Here is a 22,449-nt window from a genome sequence, read left to right on the forward strand (position 1 = left end):
CACATGACCGCACCCGATCACATGCCTTCGACGTTCAAAATCCCCTTGCATCAACGGGGGCATCCACACATGACACTTGGTACCCGGTTGGGAGGTCGGTTCAGGGGTTCAGGGCGGTTAGCGAATCCTGAGTGGAGCGCGGAGCAACGCGACTTCGCGACGGAGTGCGGAGCTAACCGAAGTGGACCGTGCCCGGAACGGGTCTTCGGCTTACGCGTTGCAACGTGGAGGTGACGGCGCGCGTGCATCACGACGCGCTGTTGGGTTCCCATCCAATTGTTGCCGCGATCGGACATGCGAAGCGCGCCGCAGTCATCGAAGAAAACGCCCATACATTCGTCATGTCCGCGGCGATGGGAGTGCTGGCACGACGTCAATCCAGAGGAAAGTAGATGAGTGCGTTCTCTCTTTCATCGGACGGGAAACTTGCCATAACGGCGAGCGAGACGTCGTCCAAAAATGATTTCGACTATTTGGTGGGCAACTGGAACATCAGGAATCGTACGTTGAAGGAACCACTGGCCGGCGGCGACGAGTGGGAAGAATTCGACGCGACCTAGGAGTTCCGCCAAATCCTAGTGGGTTTGGGCAACTTCGACATTTTTCAAACGGAGTTGGGAGGAAAGCCGTTCGAGGGCCTCACCGTGCGATTGTTCGATCCAAAGACGCGTCTCTGGACGATCTACTGGGCCGACAGCAACGCGGGCAAACTCGACGACGGAAAGGTGGGCTCGTTCAATGGCGACGAAGGCGAATTCTTCGGCCGTGAGGTTGTGGCCGGCAAGGACGCTATCGTGAAATTCCACTGGGATAAGCGCAACCCGAAAACCCCGATTTACAGCCGTGCGTTCTCCGCTGATGCAGGCAGAACGTGGGAATGGAATTGGTACTCGAAGTTTTCACGACGGTGACTGACTGAGTTGGCCCAAACTAAATACCGCTCCTTCGCGTGGAGCCAAACTAAATACCGCTCCTTCGCGTGGAGCCAAGAGGAATCCCGAGCCGGACTCTTATGTCAGGTGGGTACCACTAGCGCGGGTAGCCGGTTCGGGTTTTCGGCGCCGCCGGAGGATCACGGTGAGCGATTCCCCAGGAAGAGTTATTGACCTTTGCCCACCGTTTCTCGAATGCTCGATTCTCTTATCCATCGGAGACCAGATCCATGAAAGCTCTTGCCTCGCCGTTTGTCGCCGCCCTCGTCATGGGTTTGTTGGCCTCTCCGGCGATTGCGCAGAACACCGGCGCAGAAAACCAGCTTGATGCGGTTATCAAGAACGGCAAGCTGCGCGTCTGTACGACCGGCGACTACAAGCCCTTCACCTTTCATGACAAGCCCGCGAACAACTACCAGGGCATCGATATCGATCTCGCAAAATCTCTGGCAAGCTCACTAGGGGTCGAGGCGGACTTCGTGGCGACTACCTGGAAAAAATTGCTTGCCGATTTTACGACCGGCAAGTGTGACATCGCGATGGGCGGTATTTCGGTGACCTTGGAACGCCAGAAGCAGGTGTTCTTCAGCGAGCCCTATCTCGTCAATGGCAAGGCACCGATTGCGCGCTGCGAGGACGAGGCGAAATTCCAATCGATTGCCGACATCAACAAGCCGGATGTGACTGTGATTGTTAATCCCGGCGGGACCAATGAGAAATTCGTGCGTGAAAAACTCAGTGACGCTAAAATTGAGATCTACCCGGACAACGTCACGATCTTCCGCCAAATCCTTGACGGCAAAGCCGATATCATGATCGCCGAATCGGTCGAAACCGAGTTGCAGGAGAAACTTCACCCCGGCCTTTGCGCGATCAACCCCGAGAAGCCGCTCCAATATGGCGAAATGGGTTATATGCTTCCTGAGGGTGCCGTTGTCTTCAAGGCCTATGTCGACCAATGGTTGCATCTTGCCAAGGCGACGGGTGAGTTCGATCGCATCTACGCTTCTCACGTCAAGTAGCGCCCGAGACGGATCCAATGGCAGCGCCGTGGACCGCGCGTCTCAGCGACTGCGGTCAGGCCCGTCGCAGTGATCACACTCTGACCCCCAGGCGATCGAGGTCCGCCTCGAGTGTCTTTGCGTCGGTGAACAGCACCGACTGCCAGCCGGCCGCCTTGGCGCCGTCGACATTCTTCTGGCTGTCGTCGATGAACAGCGTGGCCGCGGGCTCGAGGCCGAACGCGGCGACGTGATGGTCGTAAATGCCGCGATCCGGCTTGATCATGCCGATCTCGCCCGAAATGGTCACACCGCGCGGGCGGTTGAGGAAGTCGAAACGCTGCCGGGCTTCGGCAAGCGTGTCGGACGCAAAATTGGTCAGCATGGTGACGTCGTGGCCGCTCTCGATCAGCTTGTCCATGAGCTGGACGCTGTCGTCATAAGCGTGCGGCGTCATCTCGTGCCAGAGGCGGCGGAAGTTGCGGATGTTTTCGGCGTGGTCCGGGTATTCGGCGATCAGCAACGCCTCGGCCTCTTCCCAGGTGCGGCCGCGGTCCTGCTCGATGTTCCAGTCATGCGTGCAGACATTGTCGAAAAACCACTTTCTCTCCTCGGCATCCGGAATGATACGGCTGAACGGCAGGTTCGGATCGTAGTGGATCAGCACTCTGCCGATGTCGAAAACGATGTGGCGGATTTCGGTCATTCTTGTCCTCGTTCAACGCAGTTCAAATGGGGCGACGTGGGCAATTCAATGTGCGCGCTGCTTCTTCGTCGCGCCCGGTATCGCTGCTTCGATTACCTTTTTCATGACGGTGGGCAGTGCTTCGCCGGAAATTTCGTCGGCCAGCGACCAGAAATGACCCGCTGGGGCGGCGACATCGGCCATCGCTTTGAAGATTTCGAGTTCGAGCGCGAAATGGGTGAAGACATGGCCAATCTTCCCGGCTGGCCGCCAGTTGCCGGGGAAGGGCGCCGCCGCCGCTGTGGTGCCGCCGTCGATCCGCGTGTTCCAGCCGGTCGTCGGCACTTCGGTCATGCCGCCGAGCAGGCCCTTATCCCCACGTTTGCGCAACAGGATGGCGCCATCGCCGCGTACGGCAACGAAAGCAGCCCCGCGCCGCAATGGTTTCTCGCCCTTCGGCAGGCGGACAGGGAAGCGTTCGGCATCGCCGGAAATAATGGCGCTGCAATCCTCGCGCAGCGGGCAGAGCCCGCAGCGCGGCCGCCGCGGCGTGCAGATCGTCGCGCCAAGATCCATCATCGCCTGGGCGAAGTCGCCCGGCCTGGTCGCTGGAACCATGCGCTCGACATAGGTGCGTATGTCGCCCTTGGCCTCGCTCAGCGGCGTGACGATCGAAAACAGCCGGGAAACCACCCGCTCGACATTGCCGTCGACGACCGCGGCGGGCTGGTCGAAGGCGATCGCGGCGATCGCCGCCGCCGTGTAGGCGCCGATGCCGGGCAGCTCTCTCAAGCCAGCTTGCGTATCCGGAAACCTGCCGCCTTGCCGCGCGACGAGATTGGCGCAGGCCTTGAGATTGCGCGCGCGGGAATAATAGCCGAGTCCGGCCCAGGCCTTCATGACATCTTCGGTCGCTGAAGCGGCCAACGCCTCGATATCGGGCCATTTCTCGACAAAGGCCCGGAAATAGGATTTTACGGCTTCGACCGTGGTCTGCTGCAGCATGACTTCGGAAAGCCAGACCCGGTAGGGATCGGGTCGTATGCCGCGTGCCAACTCGCGCGGCGCAATGCGCCACGGCAAGTCGCGATGATGCGCGTCGTACCAGGCGAGCAGGCGGGACGCGATCTCGCCACTTTCTCCGGATGCGGCTTTGCCGCTGTCTACGGATGCGGTCTTGCGGGTCTGGTCGTGCAGTGCCATTGATCGAGGACTGGCCTAACCGATGCATGGTGAAGGTCGTGACTGGAGAACGCACATGGCAGGGAAAAGGCCCTTCGGCAATCCCGTTCCGGTGAGTGATCTCGCAACCCAGATCCTCGATCCGGTGCTGCGCAAGCGAGCCGGCATGTCGATCGGGCTCGTCCAGTCATGGGAGGAGATTGCCGGGCCGCGGCTTGCCAGCCGTTCGCGCCCTGAAAAGATCCAGTGGCCGCGCCGAATGCATGAAGATGATCCGTTCGAGCCGGCGGTGCTGGTCATCGCCTGCGAAGGCATGGCGGCGCTCCATCTGCAGCACGAGACCGGCGAGATCATCAACCGGGTCAACGCCTTCCTCGGCTTCAACGCTATCGGCCGGATCAGAATCGTGCAAAAGCCGGTCACGGTTGACAAAGGGCGGCTTAAACCAAGCATCCGGCCGCTGACCGCGGCCGAGAAGGTGAAGCTGTCAGGCACTGTCGGAATGATCGAGGATGATGGGCTGCGCGCCTCGCTGGAGCGGCTCGGCGCCACCATTCTCGGTCAAAAGAAAACATAATCTCGCGCTTTCGTGATCGCATAGCCAAGTTTTGGCGATTGGAATGGGGACGGCGATGCCTTAATTCGCGCCAACTCTCGCCTTTTCTAGCCTTTGCATTGCAAAATCCAACCATTGTCAGGTGATTCGTATGCTCCGTCTTTTGTCCCGCAGAAACCTCCTGTCGTCACTGGCCGCCATTCCGGCGGTGGCTCTGCTCGCCGCCTGCAGCGACTCGGGCGAGAAAGCCGTGGCGGAGGATGTGAAGCCTGCGGCCCCCGCCGATGCGATGAAGCCGGCCGATCCGGCAAAGCCGGCCGCTCCGGCCGCGGCCAAGGCGCCTGAGGCCCAGGGCACGGTGGACATGGCTGCCTTGCTGAAGCCCGGCGCACTGCCCGACATGCAGCTCGGCAAGGACGACGCGAAGGTCGCCATCGTCGAATATGCCTCGATGACCTGCCCGCACTGCGCGCATTTCCATGAAACCACGCTCCCGACGCTGAAGACGAAATACATCGATACCGGCAAGGCCCGCCTTATCCTGCGCGAGTTCCCCTTCGATCCCAGCGCCGAGGCCGGTTTCATGCTGGCGCGCTGCTCCAAGGACAATTATTTCCCAATGGTGGACGTTCTGTTCAAGCAGCAGGCGAACTGGGCAGGTGTCGCCAATACCAAGGACGCCCTGCTGCAAATCTCCAAGATGGCCGGTTTTACACAGGAGTCGTTCGAGGCCTGCTTGACGGACCAGAAACTTCTGGACGATGTGAGGTCGGTCCAGAAGCGCGGCGCCGATGAATTCAAGGTCGACTCGACGCCGACCTTCTTTATCAACGGGAAGACCTACAAGGGGGCGCTGTCGATTGAGGAAATCTCGGCCATTATCGACCCTCTGCTCTGACGTCTCGGCAGCGCCGAAGCGGCTGCGCTTCGGCGTGCGCAACTTTTTGTTGCGCCGCGAGTTCTTGTCGCCAAACCGCGGAACACTTTTGCAGAACCCGCTTTTGGGGCGGCGCGAATGAAATTCTCGCGCCTTCGCCTGCTCGGTTTCAAGTCGTTCGTCGAACCCGGTGAGTTCGTCATCGAACGCGGCCTGACCGGCATCGTCGGCCCCAACGGCTGCGGCAAGTCGAACCTTGTCGAGGCGCTGCGCTGGGTGATGGGCGAAAGCTCGTACAAGAACATGCGCGCGTCCGGCATGGACGACGTCATCTTTTCCGGTTCCGGAACGCGTCCGGCCCGCAACACCGCCGAAGTCACGCTTTTCCTCGACAACAGCGACCGTAGCGCGCCCTCGGCCTTCAACGACGCGGACGAGTTGCAGGTTTCGCGTCGCATCGAGCGCGAGGCGGGTTCGCTCTACCGCATCAACGGCAAGGAAGCCCGCGCCAAGGACGTGCAGCTGCTTTTCGCCGACCAGTCGACCGGCGCCCGTTCGCCCTCGATGGTCGGGCAGGGCCGCATCGGCGAGCTGATCCAGGCCAAGCCGCAGGCGCGTCGCGCGCTGCTGGAAGAGGCGGCCGGCATTTCGGGTCTGCACACACGTCGCCACGAGGCGGAACTGCGTCTGAAAGCGGCCGAACAGAATCTGGAACGGCTGGACGATGTCGTCGGCGAGCTGGAAAGCCAGATCGAAAGCCTGAAGCGCCAGGCTCGCCAGGCCTCGCGCTTCAAGAACCTGTCGGCCGATATCCGCAAGGCTGAAGCGACGCTGCTGCATCTGCGCTGGACGCTGGCCAAGACGCAGGAAGGCGAGGCGCGCTCGGCGCTGGCGATCGCCACGGCACTGGTCGGCGACCGCGCCGCCGCCCAGATGGCTGCCGCCAGGGAGCAAGGGATCGGCGCCCATCGGTTGCCGGACCTGCGCGACGCGGAAGCCGCCGCCGCTGCCGCCTTCCAGCGCCTGTCGATCGCCAAGACGCAGATCGAGGAAGAAGCGGGCCGCATCCGCGCCCGCCAACTGGAGCTCGACCGCCGGCTCCAGCAGCTCGACGGCGACATCGTCCGCGAGGAGCGGATGGTCCGCGACAATGCGGATATTCTTGAGCGTCTCGCCGCCGAAGAAACTGCGCTCAACACCGAGAACGCCGGCGCCGCCGACCGCGAGGCCAGCACCCGCGCGGCGGTCGAACAGGCTGCGTCGACGCTTGCCGCCAGTGAAGCCAAACTCGCCGGGCTGACCGCCGAACGGGCGGAGGCCGCCGCTTCCCGCAACCAGATCGAACGAACGCTGCGCGACACCGCGGAGCGCCGCGACCGTTTCGCCCGCCAACTCGCCGATGTCGACCGGGAATTGTCCGATATCGCCTCCAGGGTCGCCGGCCTGGCCGATCCTGCCGAGAAGCAACTTCTGGTTGAACAGGCGCTGGCGCTGCTGGAGGAAACCGAAGCCGCGGCGATTGCCGCCGAACAGGCTGTCGCCGAGGCGCGCGTGGCGGAGAGCGCCGCCCGCCCGCCGGTTCAGGATGCAAAGGCCGAGCTGGCGCGAATCGAAACCGAGGCCCGCACGCTGGCCAAGATCCTGAATGCCGCGAGCGGCGACCTCTTCCCGTCCGTGCTGGAGCAGATCAGCGTCGAGCGCGGCTACGAGACGGCGCTGGGCGCCGCCCTTGGCGAAGATCTCGACGTGCCGCTCGACCGCAGCGCGCCGGTGCATTGGGGCCAAAGCGAGGTCCAGCCCGGCGACGCCGCTCTGCCCGAAGGCATCAAGAGCCTTGCCAGCGTCGTCCGCGCGCCGGCGCAACTCGCCCGCCGATTGGCGCAGATTGGCATCGTCGACACTGCTGAGGGAAGACGGTTGCAGGCGCAGCTTGCTCCCGGGCAGCGGTTGGTCAGCCGCGAAGGGGCGCTCTGGCGTTGGGACGGATTCACCGCCAGCGCCGACGCGCCGACCGCCGCCGCGCAGCGGCTGGCGCAGAAAAACCGGCTGTCCGAGCTCGACGCCGAGGCGGTCCACGCGAACCGCATCCTGCGCCAGGCCGAAGAGGCCCTTGCCGATGCCGAGCAGGCGCTTGCCCAGGCGAGCGAGGCCGAGCGCAACGCCCGTCAGGCCGGGCGTGATGCCCAGCATGGGCTGGACGCCGCCCGCAACGCGCTGGCCGAGGCCGAGAAGGCCGGCGGCGAGCTGTCGAGCCGGCGCGCCGCACTTGACGAGGCGCGCGCGCGCATCGTCGACAGCCATGAAGAGACGGCCGCGGCTTTCGTCGAGGCCGAGATGCTGCTGCAAAGCGCTCCCGATCTCGGTGATCTGCAGGTGCAGCTCGATCAGTCGGCCGCCAACGTCGCTCGCGACCGCGCCACCCTTGCCGATGCCCGCGCCGTCCATGAAGGCTTGAGGCGGGAGGCGGAAGCGCGCACGCGCCGACTCGACGCCATCGGCGCGGAGCGCCGCAACTGGCTGGAGCGCGCCGAAAACGCCTCGACGCAGATCGCCGCACTCGGCGAACGCAAGGCCGAGGCCGAAGCCGAACGCGAAAGGCTGGCCGACGCACCCGAAGAGATCGACGCCAAGCGGCGCGCCTTGCTGTCGCAGCTTGCCGAGGCCGAAAGCCTGCGCCAGGCCGCCGGCGACCGGTTGCAGGAAGCGGAAAACAGGCAGTCCGAACTGGACAAGGCCGCGACATCAGCGATCCAGTCGCTGGCCGAGGCGCGCGAAACCCGCGTCCGCGCCGAAGAGCGGCTGACCGCTGCCGATGAAAGACGGCTCGAGGTCGAGGCGCGCATCCAGGAAACGCTGAACACGCCGCCGCATCTGGTCATCCGCCACACCGGCCTGGAGGCCGACAGCCCGATGCCGGAGATGACTGAGATCGAGCGTCAGCTCGACCGGCTGAAGATCGAGCGCGAGCGGCTCGGCGCCGTCAATCTGCGCGCCGAGGAAGAGCAGAAGGAGCTGTCCGACCGGCTGGAGACCATCGTTTCAGAACGCGAGGACATCATCGAGGCCATCCGCAAGCTGCGGCAGGCGATCCAGAGCCTGAACCGCGAAGGCCGCGAACGGCTGCTGGCTGCCTTCGACGTGGTCAATGGCCATTTCCAGCGGCTGTTTTCGCATCTGTTCGGCGGCGGCACAGCGGAACTGCAACTGATCGAGTCCGACGATCCGCTCGAGGCCGGTCTCGAAATCCTCGCGCGGCCACCCGGCAAGAAGCCGCAGACGATGACGCTGCTTTCCGGCGGCGAGCAGGCGTTGACGGCGATGTCGCTGATTTTTGCCGTGTTCCTGACCAATCCCGCGCCGATCTGCGTCCTCGACGAAGTCGACGCACCGCTCGACGATCACAATGTCGAGCGTTTCTGCAATCTGATGGACGAAATGGCGGCCACCACCGAGACGCGCTTCGTCATCATCACGCACAACCCGATCACCATGGCCCGCATGAACCGGCTGTTCGGGGTGACCATGGCCGAGCAGGGCGTCAGCCAACTCGTGTCGGTCGACCTGCAGGCGGCCGAGGCCCTGCGCGAGGCGAGCTGACGCGTCGACGCACAGCTTGTCGGTAGCGCCTATTGGGGCTTTCGGCTAAAACACGAATTGGACTGGGTCGGTTCCGTTCATTCTGATGAGCGTTTTGATGTTGCCATGATCCTCTCCGAAATCGATCTCGATTTCGCGATCATGTGCCAGCATATGCATGGAGAACCTTGTTGCCTGTACTTGTCACCGGAGCCGCAGGATTCATCGGCAGCCATGTTTGCCATCATCTCCTGAGCAGGGGGGAAGCGGTCGTCGGCGTCGACAACATGAACGACTATTACGACCTGGCGCTCAAAAAGGGGCGCCTCGCCCGCTTGCAGCCTCACAAGGATTTTTCATTTCACCAGATCGACATCGCCGAACAGGACGCTCTTGCCGACGCTTTGGCCGGGCAAGGCATAGTCAGGATCGTCCATCTCGCCGCTCAGGCGGGTGTGCGCTATTCACTCGACAATCCGAGGCTCTATGTCCGTTCCAATGTTGTCGGCCATCTCGAAGTGCTCGAATTCTGTCGCGCGCAGCCCGCATTCGAGCATCTGGTCTATGCCTCGTCGAGCTCGGTCTATGGCGGCAACCGCAAGGTGCCGTTCAGCGAGACCGATCAGGTCGACAAGCCCGTCTCGCTCTACGCCGCCACCAAGAAGTCCGATGAATTGATGAGCCACACCTACGCCCATCTCTTCGGGGTGCCGCAGACCGGCTTGCGATTTTTCACCGTCTACGGTCCCTGGGGCCGGCCCGACATGGCCTATTGGATATTCACCAAGGCAATGCTCGAAGGCAAGCCGATCCGGGTGTTCAACAATGGCGAGATGTGGCGCGATTTCACTTATGTCGAGGATGTGGTGAGAGCTGTCGTTGCCGTGCTCGACAAGCCGCCATCGGCTGAAGTTCCGCCGAGCAGGCTCTACAATGTCGGCAACAACCGGCCGGTGCGGCTCGGCGATTTCGTCGACACTCTGGAAAAACTGCTCGGCGTAAAAGCGATCCGCCACAGCGAGCCGATGCAAAGCAGCGATGTCGAGCGGACCTATGCCGACATGACTGCGCTGGAGCGCGATTTCGGCTTCAAGCCGAGCGTTTCGACAGAAGACGGGCTGAAAAAATTCGTCGACTGGTACCGGTCGGAATGGGCTGGATCAACGACAAGGTGACTGCGGCCTGCGGGTCGTCGCGGTGCGCGCCTTTCTTCCTACGACCCCAAGGCCTCGAATCGTCACGGCCGTCACTGTCATCCTCAAATAGAAATGGATGGTTCCTGAAATTCCACTCACCTGAAAGACAGTGACGGTGGTTCTGGGACATCGACTTCGGCATCGGTGAAGAGATTCGGAAACAGCCGTTCCCTGAAATCGAGAGGAAAAGCGATCCGGACCGGTGCCTTCGGAGTATCAGATTTCAGGAAACCGCGGTGGACGAGTTCCGACAACGTGTTCCGTGCCGTGCGCTCGGATGTCTTCAGCACCAAATTGGCCTCGCCACGCGGCAGCCTGCCGTGCCGCAATACCGCCGCCACCAGATCAGGCGCCCGTTTGTCGTCAACGATATCCTTCACCAAGGCGCGATAGCGGGCCTCAAGCCGTCTGAGGTCGAACATGGTGATCGAGAACCGCACCTGGTCGAGCGCGACTGTCAGGAACCATTCGACGAAATCCTTGAGTGCTGATTCCGAAAGATTTCCTCGGCCGTCGCGGTCGCCCTGTCTGGGACTGTCTGCGTAATCCATCATGCGCTTGTATTCGCCGCGATCTTTCAACCCACGAGCGAGTCCACGAGATATCGACCATAGGCCATTGCCGCCGATTCCGGCCTTGAGCGCCATAGCGTGAGACATCAGGCGACTGACGCGGCCGTTCCCGTCTGGAAAAGGGTGGATATAGTTGAGGCGGTGATGAGCTGACGCAATCGCGATGATACGCAGGCTGGCCTGCTTTTCGGTCATCGCGTACCGTTTCTCGAAGTGCTCCATAAAGGCCAACACCCTGTCAGACGATGGCGGCTGATGGCGGCCAACAACAACATCATGCTCTGGAGACCACCGGAACTCGCCAGGCACGATCTCGGCCCTGGTGCCGTCGGGTTTGTCGACGAACCGGAATTCCTCCGGCATCTCGTCGTAGAAGACGCGATGAACCCGCCGGATGAAATCGATCGAAGTCGGGCTCGGCAACTCCCCACGCAAACCGAGGCCGTCAATCATCCTCTGAACTTCGACATGCGCCTTGGCCTCCAAGGCGAGAGATCGGCGTTCAGGGTCAATCTCGGCTCCGGCCAATGCACTCTCGATGTCCCGAGGTCGGGTTTTGTGACCTTCGATCAAATTCGAATAGTAAGAATTCATGACGCGCACGAGATCGGCCAGTTCGGCAGCCGATTCCGGATGCAAGGCTCGTCCGAGTTCATCGGCCGCCTTTTGCGTCTCGATCGCGAGATCGGCCAGGACGGTCGGTACCGCGTCGTCAAAAAACAGCGGCTCAATGCGGGTAGGTGTTTCAAGCATTCTTGCCGATCTCAATCGTCTCTCAATCACCTGCAATGTAAGGCATTTGAGGCCATAAGTCAGCACAATTGCCGATATCGGTTGCCGATCTCAGGCCGGCGATCAAGCCGCGAACCCGAAATGTCCCAAGTGGGCGGCCGGGCAGGGCGCGACTGGCTCCTGGAAATCATAAGTTGCCGAGCGGCGCCAGACGGTCGCGCCATCGCAGACGAACCGCTTGCCCGGGCGAGTTGTCCGCGTGTCTTCGTCGACGGTTCTCGATTGATTCCTCCAGCCGTTTGCGGCGAACCGGTCGTCGCCTCCATTCGAAGCCCCGCAGCTTCGAGCAGCCGGATGGGCTCTGCAGGTCAGCCCTTCCGTAACCAAGCCCAAGCGCGCGAAGCGATAGATTCGATTCACGCGTGTCTCAATGGCTTGTCATCGCCTCAGCCCGGCCATGAAGGTCTTTACTCGGGCAGGGTCGACCTGGTTCCACCAGACGCCGTCATGCTTCAGCGCACTGGCGATGATGATCCCATCGACGATGCCAAGGATATCGTTGGCATTGTCGGGCGTCACGCCGCTGCCGACCAGCGTCGGCAGGCCGGCGGCCTCTTTGATCATGCTGATATAGCTCAGATCCGCAGCGTGCCCGGTGCGTTGACCGGTCGCAATGATGGCGTCGGCGTCGAAGAAGACCAGATCCTTGACCAGTTCCTCCACCGGGCGGTCGGCAACGATCGCGTGCGCGCCGTGCTTGACATGCGCATCGGCGAAAACGCGGATGCCGTTGGCGCGCAGCTTGGCGCGGTAGCGTGCTGCGCGACCCGACTCGCCCTCGACAAAGCCCTCATTGGCGACATAGGCATTCGCCCATTGATTGACGCGGATGAAGCCCGCGCCGGAGGCGCTGGCGATCGCAAGGGCAGGGATCGCGGCGTTAGCGAGCACATTGATGCCGATCGGCTTGCCGAACTCGCGGCGGATACGGTCGGAAATAACCGCCATATAGGCCGCTGTCTCCGGTCCGATATCGTCAGGTTTGGCAAACGGGATGTCGCCATGATTCTCGACGATCACGCCGTCGCATCCGCCATCGAGATAAGATCTCGCATCGTCAAGACCGCGCTGATAGATCGCCTCGACCGCCTCGCCGTCATAGCGCGGCGCGCCGGGGAGCGGCGACAGGTGAACGACGCCGATCACCACCTTGGTGCGGCCGAAAAGTTCTACGAGCGCGTCGCCGCCTGATTGACCGAGTTGGGTCATGAGAGCTCCGTTTGATCGATGAGCGCCGCCATTTCAGACGCGGAAGGACAGGATATCAATGTGCCCGGGCGAGTCACCGCAATTGCGGCAGCCGCGAGCGCGAACTTCAGCGCCGGGGCAACCGACATTGCCTTGGCAAACCCGCCGGCCAGACAGCCGCAAAACACATCGCCGGCGCCGCTGGTGTCGAGCGCCTCGACACGTGGTGCCGGCAAACGAAACGATCCTCCCTGGTCCGGGCCAAGGGCGAGACAGCCTTCCGCACCGAGCGTGATCACGACTGTCTCGGCGCCTTTGGCCGCCAGCGCGTCGGCGGCGGCTGCCATGTCATCCTGGCCGGTCAGCGCTTTCGCCTCGGATTGATTCACCACCAACACCTGCGCCAGGCCGAAGTCAGGCAGAGCCGCCGCATCGATAGGGCTGGCATTCAGGACGGTGCGCGCGCCATTTTCCTGTGCTGCCCGCAGGCAGGCATCTATCGCGGCGCCTCGCAGGTTTCCTTGGCAGACAACGATGTCGCCAGACGCGATTCGGCCCGCAAGTGCGGTTTGTGCGATCGGATCGAACGCCTCGCTGCAGGCGACGCCGCTGACGATGAAGTTCTCGCCGCCGGCCCCAATGACGATGGTCGAGCGGTCGCTTGGCAGGTCGAATTCAATCGCCTCGAGGTCAGACAACTCCCTGTCGAGGCGGCTCCTGATCCATGCGCCTGCGCGGTCCTTGCCGAGCGCCGTCCAAAACGTTACCGCAGCACCCGTGCGCGCGGCCGCAACCGCCTGGTTTGCTCCCTTGCCGCCGAGGCCGTCGGCGTAGTTGCGGGCGTTCAAAGTCTCGCTGGCGGCGGGGAAGCGGCCGACGCGAAAAATTGTGTCGACGCAGGCATTGCCGACGACATGGATATGCATTGCTCAGTTCTCACCGGTCGCCCAGCTCAGCATCTGCTCGAACAGGGTTTTGTAGCCATTCCAGGCGATGAACTCCGGTGGCAGCCAATGCGGCCCGACATCGGATGTCCAGGCCACAGTGCGGCCCTTGCCATAGTGGCCGGTGACGAGCAGCGGCAGCGAGCCCTAATCCGACGACACGGTTGCCAGGACTTCCGCCCAGTCTTTCAGCGTCACCTCGTTGAAGCCGAGCAGGACTGGCCAATCCGAACCGAGACCCCTTAGGATCGGATGGTCCGAGGAGCCTTTCAGGACAGGCGAAAACCCTTCCGGCACCTCGACGCGGTCGTCGAAGGCGAGGCAGTTGACCGGCAGCACCTCCTCGACAGGCGTCTTGCGGTAGCGCGCGCCGCCATTGATGCCCTGGAAACTGTAGTAGCCGCCGAACATCAAAAGCCCGCCGCCGTCGCGCACATAATCGCGCAGCAGCCGCAGGCGGTTCGGCGTCGGCTTGGAGTGAACCCAGGTGTCGGGATGCAGAAGCAGCGTGTTGGCGCCGATGTCGGAGAGCACCACCGCGTCATAGGTCGAAAGCGCCTCCATTGTTTGCGGAAAGCTGCGCTGTGCCTCATGCGCCGGCATGAAGGTCACGTCGAAGTCGGTCGCTTTCAGCGCCGTCAGCAATTCGTCCGCCCCGGTGTGGTAGGTGACCGTCGGAAACTGGTCGAAGCCTTTGATATGGGTGGCGGTCGACACCCAGGATTCACCGGCAAGCAGGATTTTTTTCTTGGACATTTGAACTCCGTCGTAAGTCTCAGCCGTAAGTCTGGGCTTGATTCTGCCGCGAGAACACGGCTTTCGGATTGGCGATCAGCATGCGGTCGATGGCTGGCTGCTCGACGCCATGCCGTTTCAGGCGCGGTATGAAATGCTTGAGGATGTAGACGTAAGCGGACCAGTTTCCGCTGTTTACAGGGAATTTACAGAGAATCTACGTGTTCTTGAGTACGACGAAGGGTCGAAAAAGGGCAGTTTTATTATAAAATTCAGTTAGTTAGAGTTTCCGATGCCGGTTTTTCATAGCAGGGAATTGCAACAAGCAATTAAATTCGGCGAAGCCCGCCGGGTTTCCTACAAAACTGAAATTCAATCGGAAGACGAGAGTTTCAAACCTCTCTCTCAGCACCAGACTATCCCGTTGACTGGGAACAATTATCTGATTTTCTTGGTCTTTTTGCCGCCTGTCTGGTGCACAGGCCGTCGCAATGATGAACTGTGCGCAGCGAGCCGGGGAGGCACCGCATTAGCCCAAGTGCGGATTGGCACCTGACGCGAAAATCGTCGCATCGCTCTTTTTTTGGTCGGCCAATCTATGGTGGGAATTTGCGAGTGTTTTTTGCTGTGAAAAACGGGGTTGGAGTTCTTTACGAAACCGTCGATCACCATAGAAATGGAAAATAGCCTCCGAGTCGCGCTCTTTATCAGGCGACCGAGAATAGGTCTTAATTACCCCATTTCCGGGAACCAAAAACAGCGGGTTAGAAAAGAAAGATCGAGGTCTAGTTTTCGTGCTGGAGCAGGTTGGTCGTCGAGGCATCGTACGAGGAAAATATGGGCCGGTTCAGAGAGTTGGAGCCAAAGAGCTTTTCCGCTTACCACGTTGAAGCGCCCATCCGGCTCGACCTTGCGGCCAGGATCGCGTTTCCCGATGGATCAATGGGGTCAAAGGTCTTCGAAAAGAGCGCGACGCCGGTCGCCTTACCACAGAAATAATCGCCAACAAGGAATATACCACCTTGGCCGCGATCGAGCGCATGAGAGAGCTATGCCGCGTCAAAGCAAAGGAGCCCGCCTTGTCTGGCGGAAGGAAAACCGCAAACCAGACGGGAAGCTCCGGAGCAATGCAAGCTGGTACATCGAAGATAACGGAAGGCGAATTAGCACAGGATGCGGCCGAAATGACCTTGGCGAGGCTGAGAAGCGCCTACAAAGCTACCTCGCGGAAAAACACACCCCGTCGCGGCAACGGAACCGTGATCCCGATCAAGTAAAAGTCGCCGACGTTATCATCGTCTAGGCGAACGAAGTCGCACCAACTCATGCCGCGCCAGGCGAAACGTTTGCGCGGCTCTCCGCCATCAACAAGTTTTTTGGCCGTCTGATGGTGGCCGATATCAATGGTCAACTCTGCCGCGATTACGTCAAGCAATCGCCTACGGTTCCGGCAGCGCGTCGACAGCTAGAAGACCTCCGCGCCGCCCTGAAGTACTATTATGCCGAAGGCTATGTGACTTCGATCCCTGCAATCGTCATGCCGGAGAAGTCCGTGGGGCGCCAGCGCTGGCTCACACGGGATGAGGCTGCAAAGCTACTCCGCACCGCTTGGCGGCTTCGCCAGACATGGAAGGGGCAACCGAGCGACCGCTATGTCGCCCGGCACGTCGCGCGCTTTATCTTGGTCGGCCTCTACACCGGCACGCGGTCGGGCGCGATCTGTGGCGCGGCTATCCGCCCTACGGAAGGCAGAGGCTTCGTTGACCTCGATCGTGGCGTTTTCTTCCGCCGGGCGGAGGGCGAGCGCGAGACGAACAAAAGACAGCCGCCGGTGCGAATACCCGACCGCCTGCTTGCGCATATGCGCCGGTGGGCGCGGACGCCGGTCTACTTGAAGTATGAGAGCCGCCACAAGAGCCGCAACGTCGGCCGCATGGTTGCGCACGACTTCGTCATCGAGTGGGAGGGCGAGGCCATCGGCTCAATCCGCAAAGCATTCGCCTCCGTCGTCGAGGCGGCCGGGCTTGGCTGGTACAACGAAGACGGCAAGTTCGAAACCGACGTGACACCTCACGTCCTACGCCACACCGCCGCGACGTGGCTTATGCAGAACGGAGCAAGCCTTTCGACGGCCGCCGACTTCTGCGGCATGACCGAAGCCGTCCTTCGGGCGGTCTATTGGCACCATCACCCCGACTTCCAAGCCGAGGCAGCGGAGAGGATCACGGCGAAGGCTCCGGCCCTGAAGATGAAAAGACCCTGCGTGGGTTGCCGAGGACGTTGGACGCTCAACGGTATTGGCACATCTATGCACGAGATGAAGACCGACTAGATTTGCACTTCCCCGATCTTCGCCACAGCGGCGACGAAGTTCCACCTTGGCGGCTCAAAGGTGCGCGTCGAGGCCACCGCTAGGTGTCCGTTTTCGCCGCCACCGCGCGGCTGATCTCTGTCGCTTGCCCAGCGCAGCCCCAATCATAGGCCACAAGCCGTCATCGATTGTCTTTCCGGTGGAACGCGTCCCGAGATACCTCGGCGACATGGATTGACCGCTCAGGAACGCGATTGCGAAGCCCACGCCACGCGCACTGCTTCCGCCACCAGAACAGGTAATGACCCGCCTTGGCCATGCCATGATATCCCGATGGCCGGCGACGGATTGTTAACCACACCGGAAGCACAACACTGCCAGAGGTGTGCTGACCGATCAAATGGCGTGGATGACCATATCTCGATAGGGGTAGTCACCCGAGCGCAAGCGGTTACAATTAGCGATCAGATCAGTTATCAGCCGAACGCAGGCGCTAGTGACCAATCGATTGAAAAAATTTCTGGCCCTGACGGCCGCACAACGCAGGACAGTGATCGCCGCAATGTTGCTGTTACCATTCACTGCACTGTTATTGCAGATGTTTGGTTTCCGACGTGCAAGAAACATACTGATCTGGATTTGCAATCGAAGCGTGAGAGGGGTTGCAATCCCGTCACTCACGCTTCGTGAAGCACCGCCGCCTTCAAACGTTCCCGTTGCGGTTTGCAACCCCGACCGGCTTTACTCGATGGGTGGCGAGACTGATTTTTATGGACAGGCACAAGAGACCGCTCGTCTGGTATCCATTGCCGCGTATCGTGGTTCATATTCCGGCAACTGCCTAAAGCGCTCCATGACGCTTTGGTTTCTGTTGCGCCGGCAAGGCATCGAAGCAGAACTGCGCATCGGCACTCGCAAGGCTGATGGCAAATTCGAAGCCCATGCTTGGGTCGAGTACCGGGGCAAGGTTCTTAACGATACGGTCGATGTTGGCGAGCGCTTTGCCGCATTCGAGCGCGATTTTGGTTGATGCCATGGGGATGATATGAGCGGCATCGCCGGGATAATCCATTTTGACGGTAAGCCGCTGGAGCCCGGGTTAGTAGAAAAAATGACCACGGCCATGGCGCACCGGGGCCCGGATGGCATCGGCCACTGGGTGAAGGGCTCCGTGGGGCTCGGCCAATGCATGCTTCGCACCACGCCGGAGTCGCTGGAAGAAACCCAGCCGCTGACGAATGAGGATGAAAGCCTTGTCCTGGTCATGGACGGGCGGGTGGACAACTGGGAGGAACTGCGGGGGGAACTGCTGGGGCGCGGCGCCGTACTTCGAGATCGTTCGGATGCTGAACTGGTGCTGAGAGCCTACCAGATTTGGGGGCGGGAATGTTTGCCGCATATCGACGGCGATTTCGCACTGGTAATCTGGGATGCCCGGCGACAAGAGGCCTTTTGCGCCCGCGACCGCATGGGCAACAAGCCTTTCAATTGCCATTGGGACGGAAAAACACTGGCCTTCGCCTCGGAGTTGCAAGCGATCCTTGCGCTGCCTTGGGTGAAGCAGGAGCCTAATGAAGGCATGTTGGCCGAAATGCTGGCGGCGGAATGGTATTCCAGGGATGAGACCCTATGGAACGGTATCCTGCGCTTGATCGCAGCACATCGAATGGTCGCCGGTAACCAGGGGCTGCGACTCGAACAATACTGGCAACCGAATCTTTGGGCGACGTTGCCGTTTCGCAAGGACGAAGAATTCATAGAGCATTATCGCGAACTACTGTTCGAGTGCGTCAGGCGTTCATCCCGGTCGCATCGGCCGGTCGCCATTGAGGTGAGCGGCGGACTCGACTCCTCCGCGATATTTTGCGTGGCTGAACACCTGCGCCGCTCGAACGGACTGCTGACGCACGGCATAAGTGGTTACACGCTCGGCTTCACGGAGGAGGACGGCCGCGCCAGCGAAGTCCCCTACGCACGGGCCGTAGGTGAGTATTTAGGGCTCCGGATTCATGAGACGCCCCCTTCCAGGATGCCCCTTTCATGGTTTGCGGATCGCGCCCGGTCCGGCCGGCAGTTTCCGGGGTTTCCGAACGGCTCAATGCATGCTGGCCTATGGCAGCAAACCGTTGCGCACGGGAGCCGCGTGACGCTAGGCGGTCACGGAGGAGATCAATGGCTGGAAGGCTCCCGGGCGTATTACGCAGAGGCACTGGCGCAACTGCATTTGCGTACGCTCTATGACTGCCTCAAAACCGACGCGACTGCATTCGGCACGCGGCAGGCGGTGAGCTGGCTCATACGGCAGGGGTTTTTCCCGCTTCTGCCAATCGCTCTCCAGGAGGGTCTCCGCCGCCTGGTTCGCAGGGTGCGCGGGAGCGCGACCAGCAACGCCTGCTACTGGCTCTCGCCGCGGATGGGGGAAGTGATCCGGATACGTCGCGAGCGTATTCTCCCACCACACCATCGGCGAGTGCGCAGCGTAGGCCAGAGGGCGCTACTTACGACTCTATACGATGCTTATACTGCCCAGGCGATGGAGGATGCTGATTGCATGAGCGCCCATTGCGGGATCGAAATGCGATACCCGCTCGACGACCCCAAACTCGTTCAGTATGCGTTTTCGCTACCCGAGAGGCTGCGGCTGCGTGGAGACAGAACCAAATATATCCATGTCCAGGCTTTGAAGAATCTCCTGCCGAAGAGGATTCTCGAACGGAAAAGCAAGGCAGAATTTTCAATAGTGCTCCATGAGCATCTGGACCGGATGCAAGCCATATTGACCGAGACGATTCCCGATGAGCGTAGCACCTGGGTTGATCGGGACGGGATGGCCCGGCTATTCCGGGCTTATCGAGACAATCCGCAGGCCGGCATGCCGAAATGGATTTTGTGGAGTATTTCTGGATGCCATGTAACGTATCGTTGATGCCAAATAAGGGACTGTTAATAGGTCATATAACGAACTGTTAATGGATCACATTACGTACTGTTAATGGATGCCATGTAACGTACCGTTAGATATCTTGATCGTCACATCGGTTAAATTGTCGATGGATGCTGCGCGTCAAGGTTGTCCCCGTTTTCGCTTGGTGGCAAGGTACGAGCTTGTTCAAAAGCCACCGAGAACGTCCAGATAGTTCATCTGACGGTTTCCTGAGAGATTACCAAGCCAGCGTAAAGGGCCGAGTTAATGAAAAGCAATCTGAACGACCAGCCGACGCCATCCCACCTCTCCGTTGAAAGCAAAGCTGCCGAGCCAAACAAGGCGCCCTATTCGACTCCCGCATTGCAAATCTACGGTTCCGTAAGCGCGCTAACTAGAGGCGGGGACGGAAGCGGGCTAGATGGGGGCGTCGCCGGTATGAGTATGGTGTCCGACCCGCGCGCCAAAGAGAACGTCGTCCGCATTGGCACCCATTCGCTTGGAATCGGCCTCTATCTGTTCGACTACAAGCCTGAATACCGCGAACAGTGGGGACTTGGCAGGCAGTTTGGTGTAATGGCCGACGAGGTCGAGACGGTCATGCCGGAAGCCGTAAGCGTTCATCCTGACGGTTACAAGAGGGTGGACTACGGGATGCTGAGGATACGGCACCCCTCTATTCACTGAGCCTTGCGGGGGAATGTCGAGTTCCGTGCTGCAGGAACACTTGGGGTATGTCGGCGATTCGGTAAGGCTTGAACAGTTCAAGTCCGCTGTCGCCCAAGTCGTCAAACATGGGGATTACATCACGGATCTCGGTTGTGGCACCGGGATTCTGGGACTGTTGTGCTTGCAGGCGGGCGCGTCCCGTGTGTACGCCATCGACTCAACCGCCATGATCGAGGTCGCGCGGGAATCCTTCGTTCGCGCGGGATGGGGTGGCCAGGCGATTTTCATGGGGGACTACTCTCCGCGGGCCAACCTGCCCGAACGGGTTGATGTGGTGATCTGCGATCAAGTCGGCTATTTCGGCTTTGATGCCGGTATCATCGAATATCTCGCGGACGCCAGGCGGCGTTTCCTGAAGCCAGGGGGGGCATTGATCCCCGCCAGGCTCAGGCTTCAACTCGCCGCAGTGGAATCGGAAACCAGTTACGGCTTGGCCGACGGGTGGCGGCGAGAGGGCGTACCCAGCGAATTCCGTTGGGTGGGCCAATACGCCGTCAACACCAAGCATGCGGTCAATCTTCAGCGGGAAGAATTGCTTGGCGCCCCCGCTGAACTGGGCGGCATCGATTTTCGTGAAGACAATCCGGACTTTTTCTCCTGGGATGCGGAGTTGCGCATAGAGCGCGATGGCGTCGTGCACGGACTCGGCGGCTGGTTCGATTGTGAGTTGGCCGAAGGGGTGTGGTTGACGAACTCGCCGCTTGCCGATCGTCCAATCAAACGCTCTCAGGCTTTCCTGCCCATCGGCGAAGCCGTCGAGGTAAAATCCGGCGATGTGGTGAGGGCAAGGGTGATGGCGCGCCCGACGGATTCGGTTATCGCCTGGGAAGTCGAAATCGCGTCCGGAGGGCGGAAATTCAGCCATTCGACCTGGCAGGGCGAGTTGCGGACGCCGGCCGAGATCATCACACGGAATCCCGCGCATGTGCCCCGACCCAATTGCCAAGGGCAGGCAAGAATGATCGTGCTAGGACTTTGCAACGGTCAAAGGACGGTCAGGCAGGTTGAAGAAGCCGTGCTGCGCGAACACCCCGGCTTGTTCCCTTCCGTGGAAGAAACAGCGCGATTTGTCGCCCAGGTGCTGGGCAAGGACACGGAATGACGGTGGACTTTCAGGTGGCGGACGCCCGCCCTCAAATGCCACTTGACGCCACCTTGTTTCACCAGTGGGTTTTCCCAGACGGAACTTTGTGGACGGATTTCTACCGCATCGGGGGAGCCTACCTGCTTCGTTTTCCCGAACTGGCGGATTTCCAGGTGAGCGAAGATGGCGGACAGATCCAAGCATGGCCGGTGCAGGGAGTCTCCGGCGCGACCATTCAGCATCTTTATCTGAATCAGGTTTTGCCCCTGGCGCTCAGCAAACAGGGGAAGCTGGTCTTGCACGGCAGCGCGGTCGAAATCCGCGGCGAGGGCATCGCATTTATCGGCGAGTCAGGCCGAGGCAAGTCCACGCTGGCGGCAAGCTTTGCAACCGACGGGTTCCGCTTCCTGACGGATGATGGGCTGCTGGTAGAGCCTTGCGACGGTGGGTTTCAGATCATGCCGAGCCATCCTTCGATCCGCTTATGGGGAGACAGTGAGGAAGCCTTGGTGGGCAAGGATGGTGCACGAAAAGCGCCCCCGGTGCAGTTCACATCGAAGGCGCGTTTTCTTGCGGGCGATGGCATCGTCTTCTGCGAGCAACCCCGGCGCTTACGCCGGGTGTATTTTCTTGGCGAGGGTGTCCAGCAAGAAGCGGTGTTCGAGGGTATGACCGGGCGCGAAGCTCTGATGGAACTAGTGAAGCATTCATTCTTACTCGAAATTGAGGCACACGGACTGCTTGCCGCCCATTTCGATGAATTGTCCTGCCTAGTTGGGCAACCAATTTTTTACCGCCTGGATTATCCCCGACGCTTTGAAGACCTGCAGCGGGTAAGGCAGGCCATTGTGAAACACGCGTATAGGTGAACCAGCATGAATTTGACTGACAGAGTGGCGATTCCGGCGCAAGTGATGGCGCGACAGGTGGGCAAGGAGACGGTGATCCTGGACCTCGCCAGCGGAACGTATTTTGGGCTGGACCCGGTCGGGGCACGTATCTGGATACTGCTGTCCGAAGGAAAAACCGTCGGCGAAATCTGCCGAACCATGCTCGACGAGTACGAGGTCGAGCCTGCGCCCTTGGAGAAAGACGTACTCAGCTTGTTGCAAACGCTCGAACGCCAAGGGCTGGTCAAGATTGAAGCGGCTTGAGTGTACAAATTC

The 22,449-nt window shown here is 60.7% G+C and carries 21 protein-coding genes and 2 pseudogenes; 15 read left to right on the forward strand and 8 right to left on the reverse strand.

The features are described 5' to 3' along the window. Nucleotides 1–392: 392 nt before the first annotated feature. The 3 genes from X738_RS87635 (at nt 393) to X738_RS73980 (ending at nt 1,954) form a co-directional block, all read left to right on the forward strand. Complete coding sequence (locus X738_RS87635; RefSeq protein ID WP_023802721.1) at nt 393–560, forward strand: hypothetical protein; 168 nt, start codon at nt 393–395, stop codon at nt 558–560. Nucleotides 561–578: 18 nt separating this feature from the next. Continuing rightward, on the forward strand, nt 579–911 hold the full coding sequence (locus tag X738_RS73975) for a hypothetical protein (RefSeq protein WP_023802722.1): 333 nt from the start codon (nt 579–581) through the stop codon (nt 909–911). A gap of 251 nt (nt 912–1,162) precedes the next feature. Continuing rightward, nucleotides 1,163–1,954 carry a transporter substrate-binding domain-containing protein gene (locus X738_RS73980; RefSeq protein WP_023802723.1) on the forward strand — a complete coding sequence of 264 codons (792 nt, stop codon included), beginning with the start codon at nt 1,163–1,165 and terminating at the stop codon, nt 1,952–1,954. Nucleotides 1,955–2,027: 73 nt separating this feature from the next. Here X738_RS73980 and X738_RS73985 read toward each other — a convergent pair whose 3' ends face one another. Then, nucleotides 2,028–2,639, reverse strand: a complete 612-nt coding sequence (locus X738_RS73985; protein ID WP_023802724.1) for an HAD family hydrolase — start codon at nt 2,637–2,639, stop codon at nt 2,028–2,030. A 45-nt stretch (nt 2,640–2,684) separates the two neighbouring features. Then, complete coding sequence (gene mutY / locus X738_RS73990; protein WP_023802725.1) at nt 2,685–3,821, reverse strand: A/G-specific adenine glycosylase; 1,137 nt, start codon at nt 3,819–3,821, stop codon at nt 2,685–2,687. 55 nt (nt 3,822–3,876) lie between these two features. Here mutY and X738_RS73995 point away from each other — a divergent pair, with 55 nt between their 5' ends. The 4 genes from X738_RS73995 to X738_RS74010 all read left to right on the forward strand — a co-directional run bounded on the left by X738_RS73995 (nt 3,877) and on the right by X738_RS74010 (nt 9,984). Continuing rightward, the gene (locus X738_RS73995) at nt 3,877–4,377 is read left to right on the forward strand and encodes a DUF721 domain-containing protein (protein WP_023802726.1); all 501 of its coding nucleotides are present in this window, start codon (nt 3,877–3,879) and stop codon (nt 4,375–4,377) included. Between the two features lie 130 nt (nt 4,378–4,507). Next, a complete protein-coding gene (locus tag X738_RS74000; protein ID WP_023802727.1) occupies nt 4,508–5,254 on the forward strand; it encodes a DsbA family protein in 747 nt (248 codons plus the stop codon). Nucleotides 5,255–5,371: 117 nt separating this feature from the next. Beyond that, nucleotides 5,372–8,830, forward strand: coding sequence for a chromosome segregation protein SMC (gene smc / locus X738_RS74005; protein WP_023802728.1), 3,459 nt, complete (start codon nt 5,372–5,374; stop codon nt 8,828–8,830). A gap of 170 nt (nt 8,831–9,000) precedes the next feature. Then, on the forward strand, nt 9,001–9,984 hold the full coding sequence (locus tag X738_RS74010; RefSeq protein ID WP_023802730.1) for an NAD-dependent epimerase/dehydratase family protein: 984 nt from the start codon (nt 9,001–9,003) through the stop codon (nt 9,982–9,984). A 116-nt stretch (nt 9,985–10,100) separates the two neighbouring features. Here X738_RS74010 and X738_RS74015 read toward each other — a convergent pair whose 3' ends face one another. The 5 genes and pseudogenes from X738_RS74015 to X738_RS85340 all read right to left on the reverse strand — a co-directional run. Beyond that, nucleotides 10,101–11,330, reverse strand: a complete 1,230-nt coding sequence (locus X738_RS74015) for a Fic family protein (RefSeq protein ID WP_023802731.1) — start codon at nt 11,328–11,330, stop codon at nt 10,101–10,103. Nucleotides 11,331–11,747: 417 nt separating this feature from the next. Further along, nucleotides 11,748–12,578, reverse strand: a complete 831-nt coding sequence (locus X738_RS74020; protein WP_023802732.1) for a BtpA/SgcQ family protein — start codon at nt 12,576–12,578, stop codon at nt 11,748–11,750. Then, nucleotides 12,575–13,483 (reverse strand): PfkB family carbohydrate kinase, encoded by a 909-nt coding sequence (locus X738_RS74025; protein WP_023802733.1) that lies wholly within the window; start codon nt 13,481–13,483, stop codon nt 12,575–12,577. The genes X738_RS74020 and X738_RS74025 overlap by 4 nt, the downstream gene beginning before the upstream one ends. Before the next feature lie 3 nt (nt 13,484–13,486). Next, nucleotides 13,487–14,257: pseudogene (locus X738_RS74030) on the reverse strand (glutamine amidotransferase). Between the two features lie 19 nt (nt 14,258–14,276). Next, nucleotides 14,277–14,411 (reverse strand): annotated as a pseudogene (locus X738_RS85340) (phosphotriesterase-related protein); the annotation flags it as partial. Between the two features lie 117 nt (nt 14,412–14,528). On the opposite strand from X738_RS85340, the gene X738_RS85345 reads away from it, so the two are divergent. Continuing rightward, a complete protein-coding gene (locus X738_RS85345) occupies nt 14,529–14,792 on the forward strand; it encodes a hypothetical protein (RefSeq protein ID WP_156942702.1) in 264 nt (87 codons plus the stop codon). Between the two features lie 654 nt (nt 14,793–15,446). Here X738_RS85345 and X738_RS86385 read toward each other — a convergent pair. Further along, nucleotides 15,447–15,671 (reverse strand): hypothetical protein, encoded by a 225-nt coding sequence (locus X738_RS86385; RefSeq protein ID WP_198032912.1) that lies wholly within the window; start codon nt 15,669–15,671, stop codon nt 15,447–15,449. 117 nt (nt 15,672–15,788) lie between these two features. On the opposite strand from X738_RS86385, the gene X738_RS74045 reads away from it, so the two are divergent. The 7 genes from X738_RS74045 (at nt 15,789) to X738_RS74060 (ending at nt 22,437) form a co-directional block, all read left to right on the forward strand. Beyond that, nucleotides 15,789–16,568 (forward strand): tyrosine-type recombinase/integrase, encoded by a 780-nt coding sequence (locus tag X738_RS74045; protein WP_245277811.1) that lies wholly within the window; start codon nt 15,789–15,791, stop codon nt 16,566–16,568. 487 nt (nt 16,569–17,055) lie between these two features. Beyond that, a complete protein-coding gene (locus X738_RS83525; protein ID WP_198032901.1) occupies nt 17,056–17,577 on the forward strand; it encodes a lasso peptide biosynthesis B2 protein in 522 nt (173 codons plus the stop codon). Nucleotides 17,578–17,592: 15 nt separating this feature from the next. Next, complete coding sequence (gene asnB / locus X738_RS81205) at nt 17,593–19,473, forward strand: asparagine synthase (glutamine-hydrolyzing) (RefSeq protein ID WP_023802742.1); 1,881 nt, start codon at nt 17,593–17,595, stop codon at nt 19,471–19,473. A gap of 264 nt (nt 19,474–19,737) precedes the next feature. Further along, nucleotides 19,738–20,157, forward strand: a complete 420-nt coding sequence (locus X738_RS0143675; protein ID WP_023802743.1) for a tail fiber domain-containing protein — start codon at nt 19,738–19,740, stop codon at nt 20,155–20,157. Nucleotides 20,158–20,182: 25 nt separating this feature from the next. Beyond that, nucleotides 20,183–21,301, forward strand: a complete 1,119-nt coding sequence (locus X738_RS81210) for a methyltransferase domain-containing protein (RefSeq protein ID WP_198032902.1) — start codon at nt 20,183–20,185, stop codon at nt 21,299–21,301. After that, complete coding sequence (locus tag X738_RS74055; RefSeq protein WP_023802745.1) at nt 21,298–22,152, forward strand: hypothetical protein; 855 nt, start codon at nt 21,298–21,300, stop codon at nt 22,150–22,152. Before X738_RS81210 ends, X738_RS74055 begins: the two co-directional genes overlap by 4 nt. Nucleotides 22,153–22,158: 6 nt before the next feature. Then, nucleotides 22,159–22,437 carry a PqqD family protein gene (locus tag X738_RS74060; RefSeq protein ID WP_023802746.1) on the forward strand — a complete coding sequence of 93 codons (279 nt, stop codon included), beginning with the start codon at nt 22,159–22,161 and terminating at the stop codon, nt 22,435–22,437. Nucleotides 22,438–22,449: the final 12 nt, after the last annotated feature.

Origin of the sequence: Mesorhizobium sp. L48C026A00 (genome assembly GCF_000502375.1) — a bacterium.
In the GTDB taxonomy this organism is placed as follows: domain Bacteria; phylum Pseudomonadota; class Alphaproteobacteria; order Rhizobiales; family Rhizobiaceae; genus Mesorhizobium; species Mesorhizobium muleiense.

Bases quoted from the DNA above. Each gene is read 5' to 3' on its own strand.
- X738_RS74060 (WP_023802746.1), top strand. From the start codon at position 22,159: ATGAATTTGACTGACAGAGTGGCGATTCCGGCGCAAGTGATGGCGCGA.
- X738_RS0143675 (WP_023802743.1), top strand. From the start codon at position 19,738: ATGAAAAGCAATCTGAACGACCAGCCGACGCCATCCCACCTCTCCGTT.
- X738_RS87635 (WP_023802721.1), top strand. From the start codon at position 393: ATGAGTGCGTTCTCTCTTTCATCGGACGGGAAACTTGCCATAACGGCG.
- X738_RS74055 (WP_023802745.1), top strand. From the start codon at position 21,298: ATGACGGTGGACTTTCAGGTGGCGGACGCCCGCCCTCAAATGCCACTT.
- X738_RS85345 (WP_156942702.1), top strand. From the start codon at position 14,529: ATGCCGGTTTTTCATAGCAGGGAATTGCAACAAGCAATTAAATTCGGC.
- smc (WP_023802728.1), top strand. From the start codon at position 5,372: ATGAAATTCTCGCGCCTTCGCCTGCTCGGTTTCAAGTCGTTCGTCGAA.
- X738_RS73985 (WP_023802724.1), bottom strand. From the start codon at position 2,639: ATGACCGAAATCCGCCACATCGTTTTCGACATCGGCAGAGTGCTGATC.
- mutY (WP_023802725.1), bottom strand. From the start codon at position 3,821: ATGGCACTGCACGACCAGACCCGCAAGACCGCATCCGTAGACAGCGGC.
- X738_RS73980 (WP_023802723.1), top strand. From the start codon at position 1,163: ATGAAAGCTCTTGCCTCGCCGTTTGTCGCCGCCCTCGTCATGGGTTTG.
- X738_RS74020 (WP_023802732.1), bottom strand. From the start codon at position 12,578: ATGACCCAACTCGGTCAATCAGGCGGCGACGCGCTCGTAGAACTTTTC.
- X738_RS73995 (WP_023802726.1), top strand. From the start codon at position 3,877: ATGGCAGGGAAAAGGCCCTTCGGCAATCCCGTTCCGGTGAGTGATCTC.
- X738_RS74015 (WP_023802731.1), bottom strand. From the start codon at position 11,330: ATGCTTGAAACACCTACCCGCATTGAGCCGCTGTTTTTTGACGACGCG.
- asnB (WP_023802742.1), top strand. From the start codon at position 17,593: ATGAGCGGCATCGCCGGGATAATCCATTTTGACGGTAAGCCGCTGGAG.
- X738_RS74025 (WP_023802733.1), bottom strand. From the start codon at position 13,483: ATGCATATCCATGTCGTCGGCAATGCCTGCGTCGACACAATTTTTCGC.
- X738_RS74000 (WP_023802727.1), top strand. From the start codon at position 4,508: ATGCTCCGTCTTTTGTCCCGCAGAAACCTCCTGTCGTCACTGGCCGCC.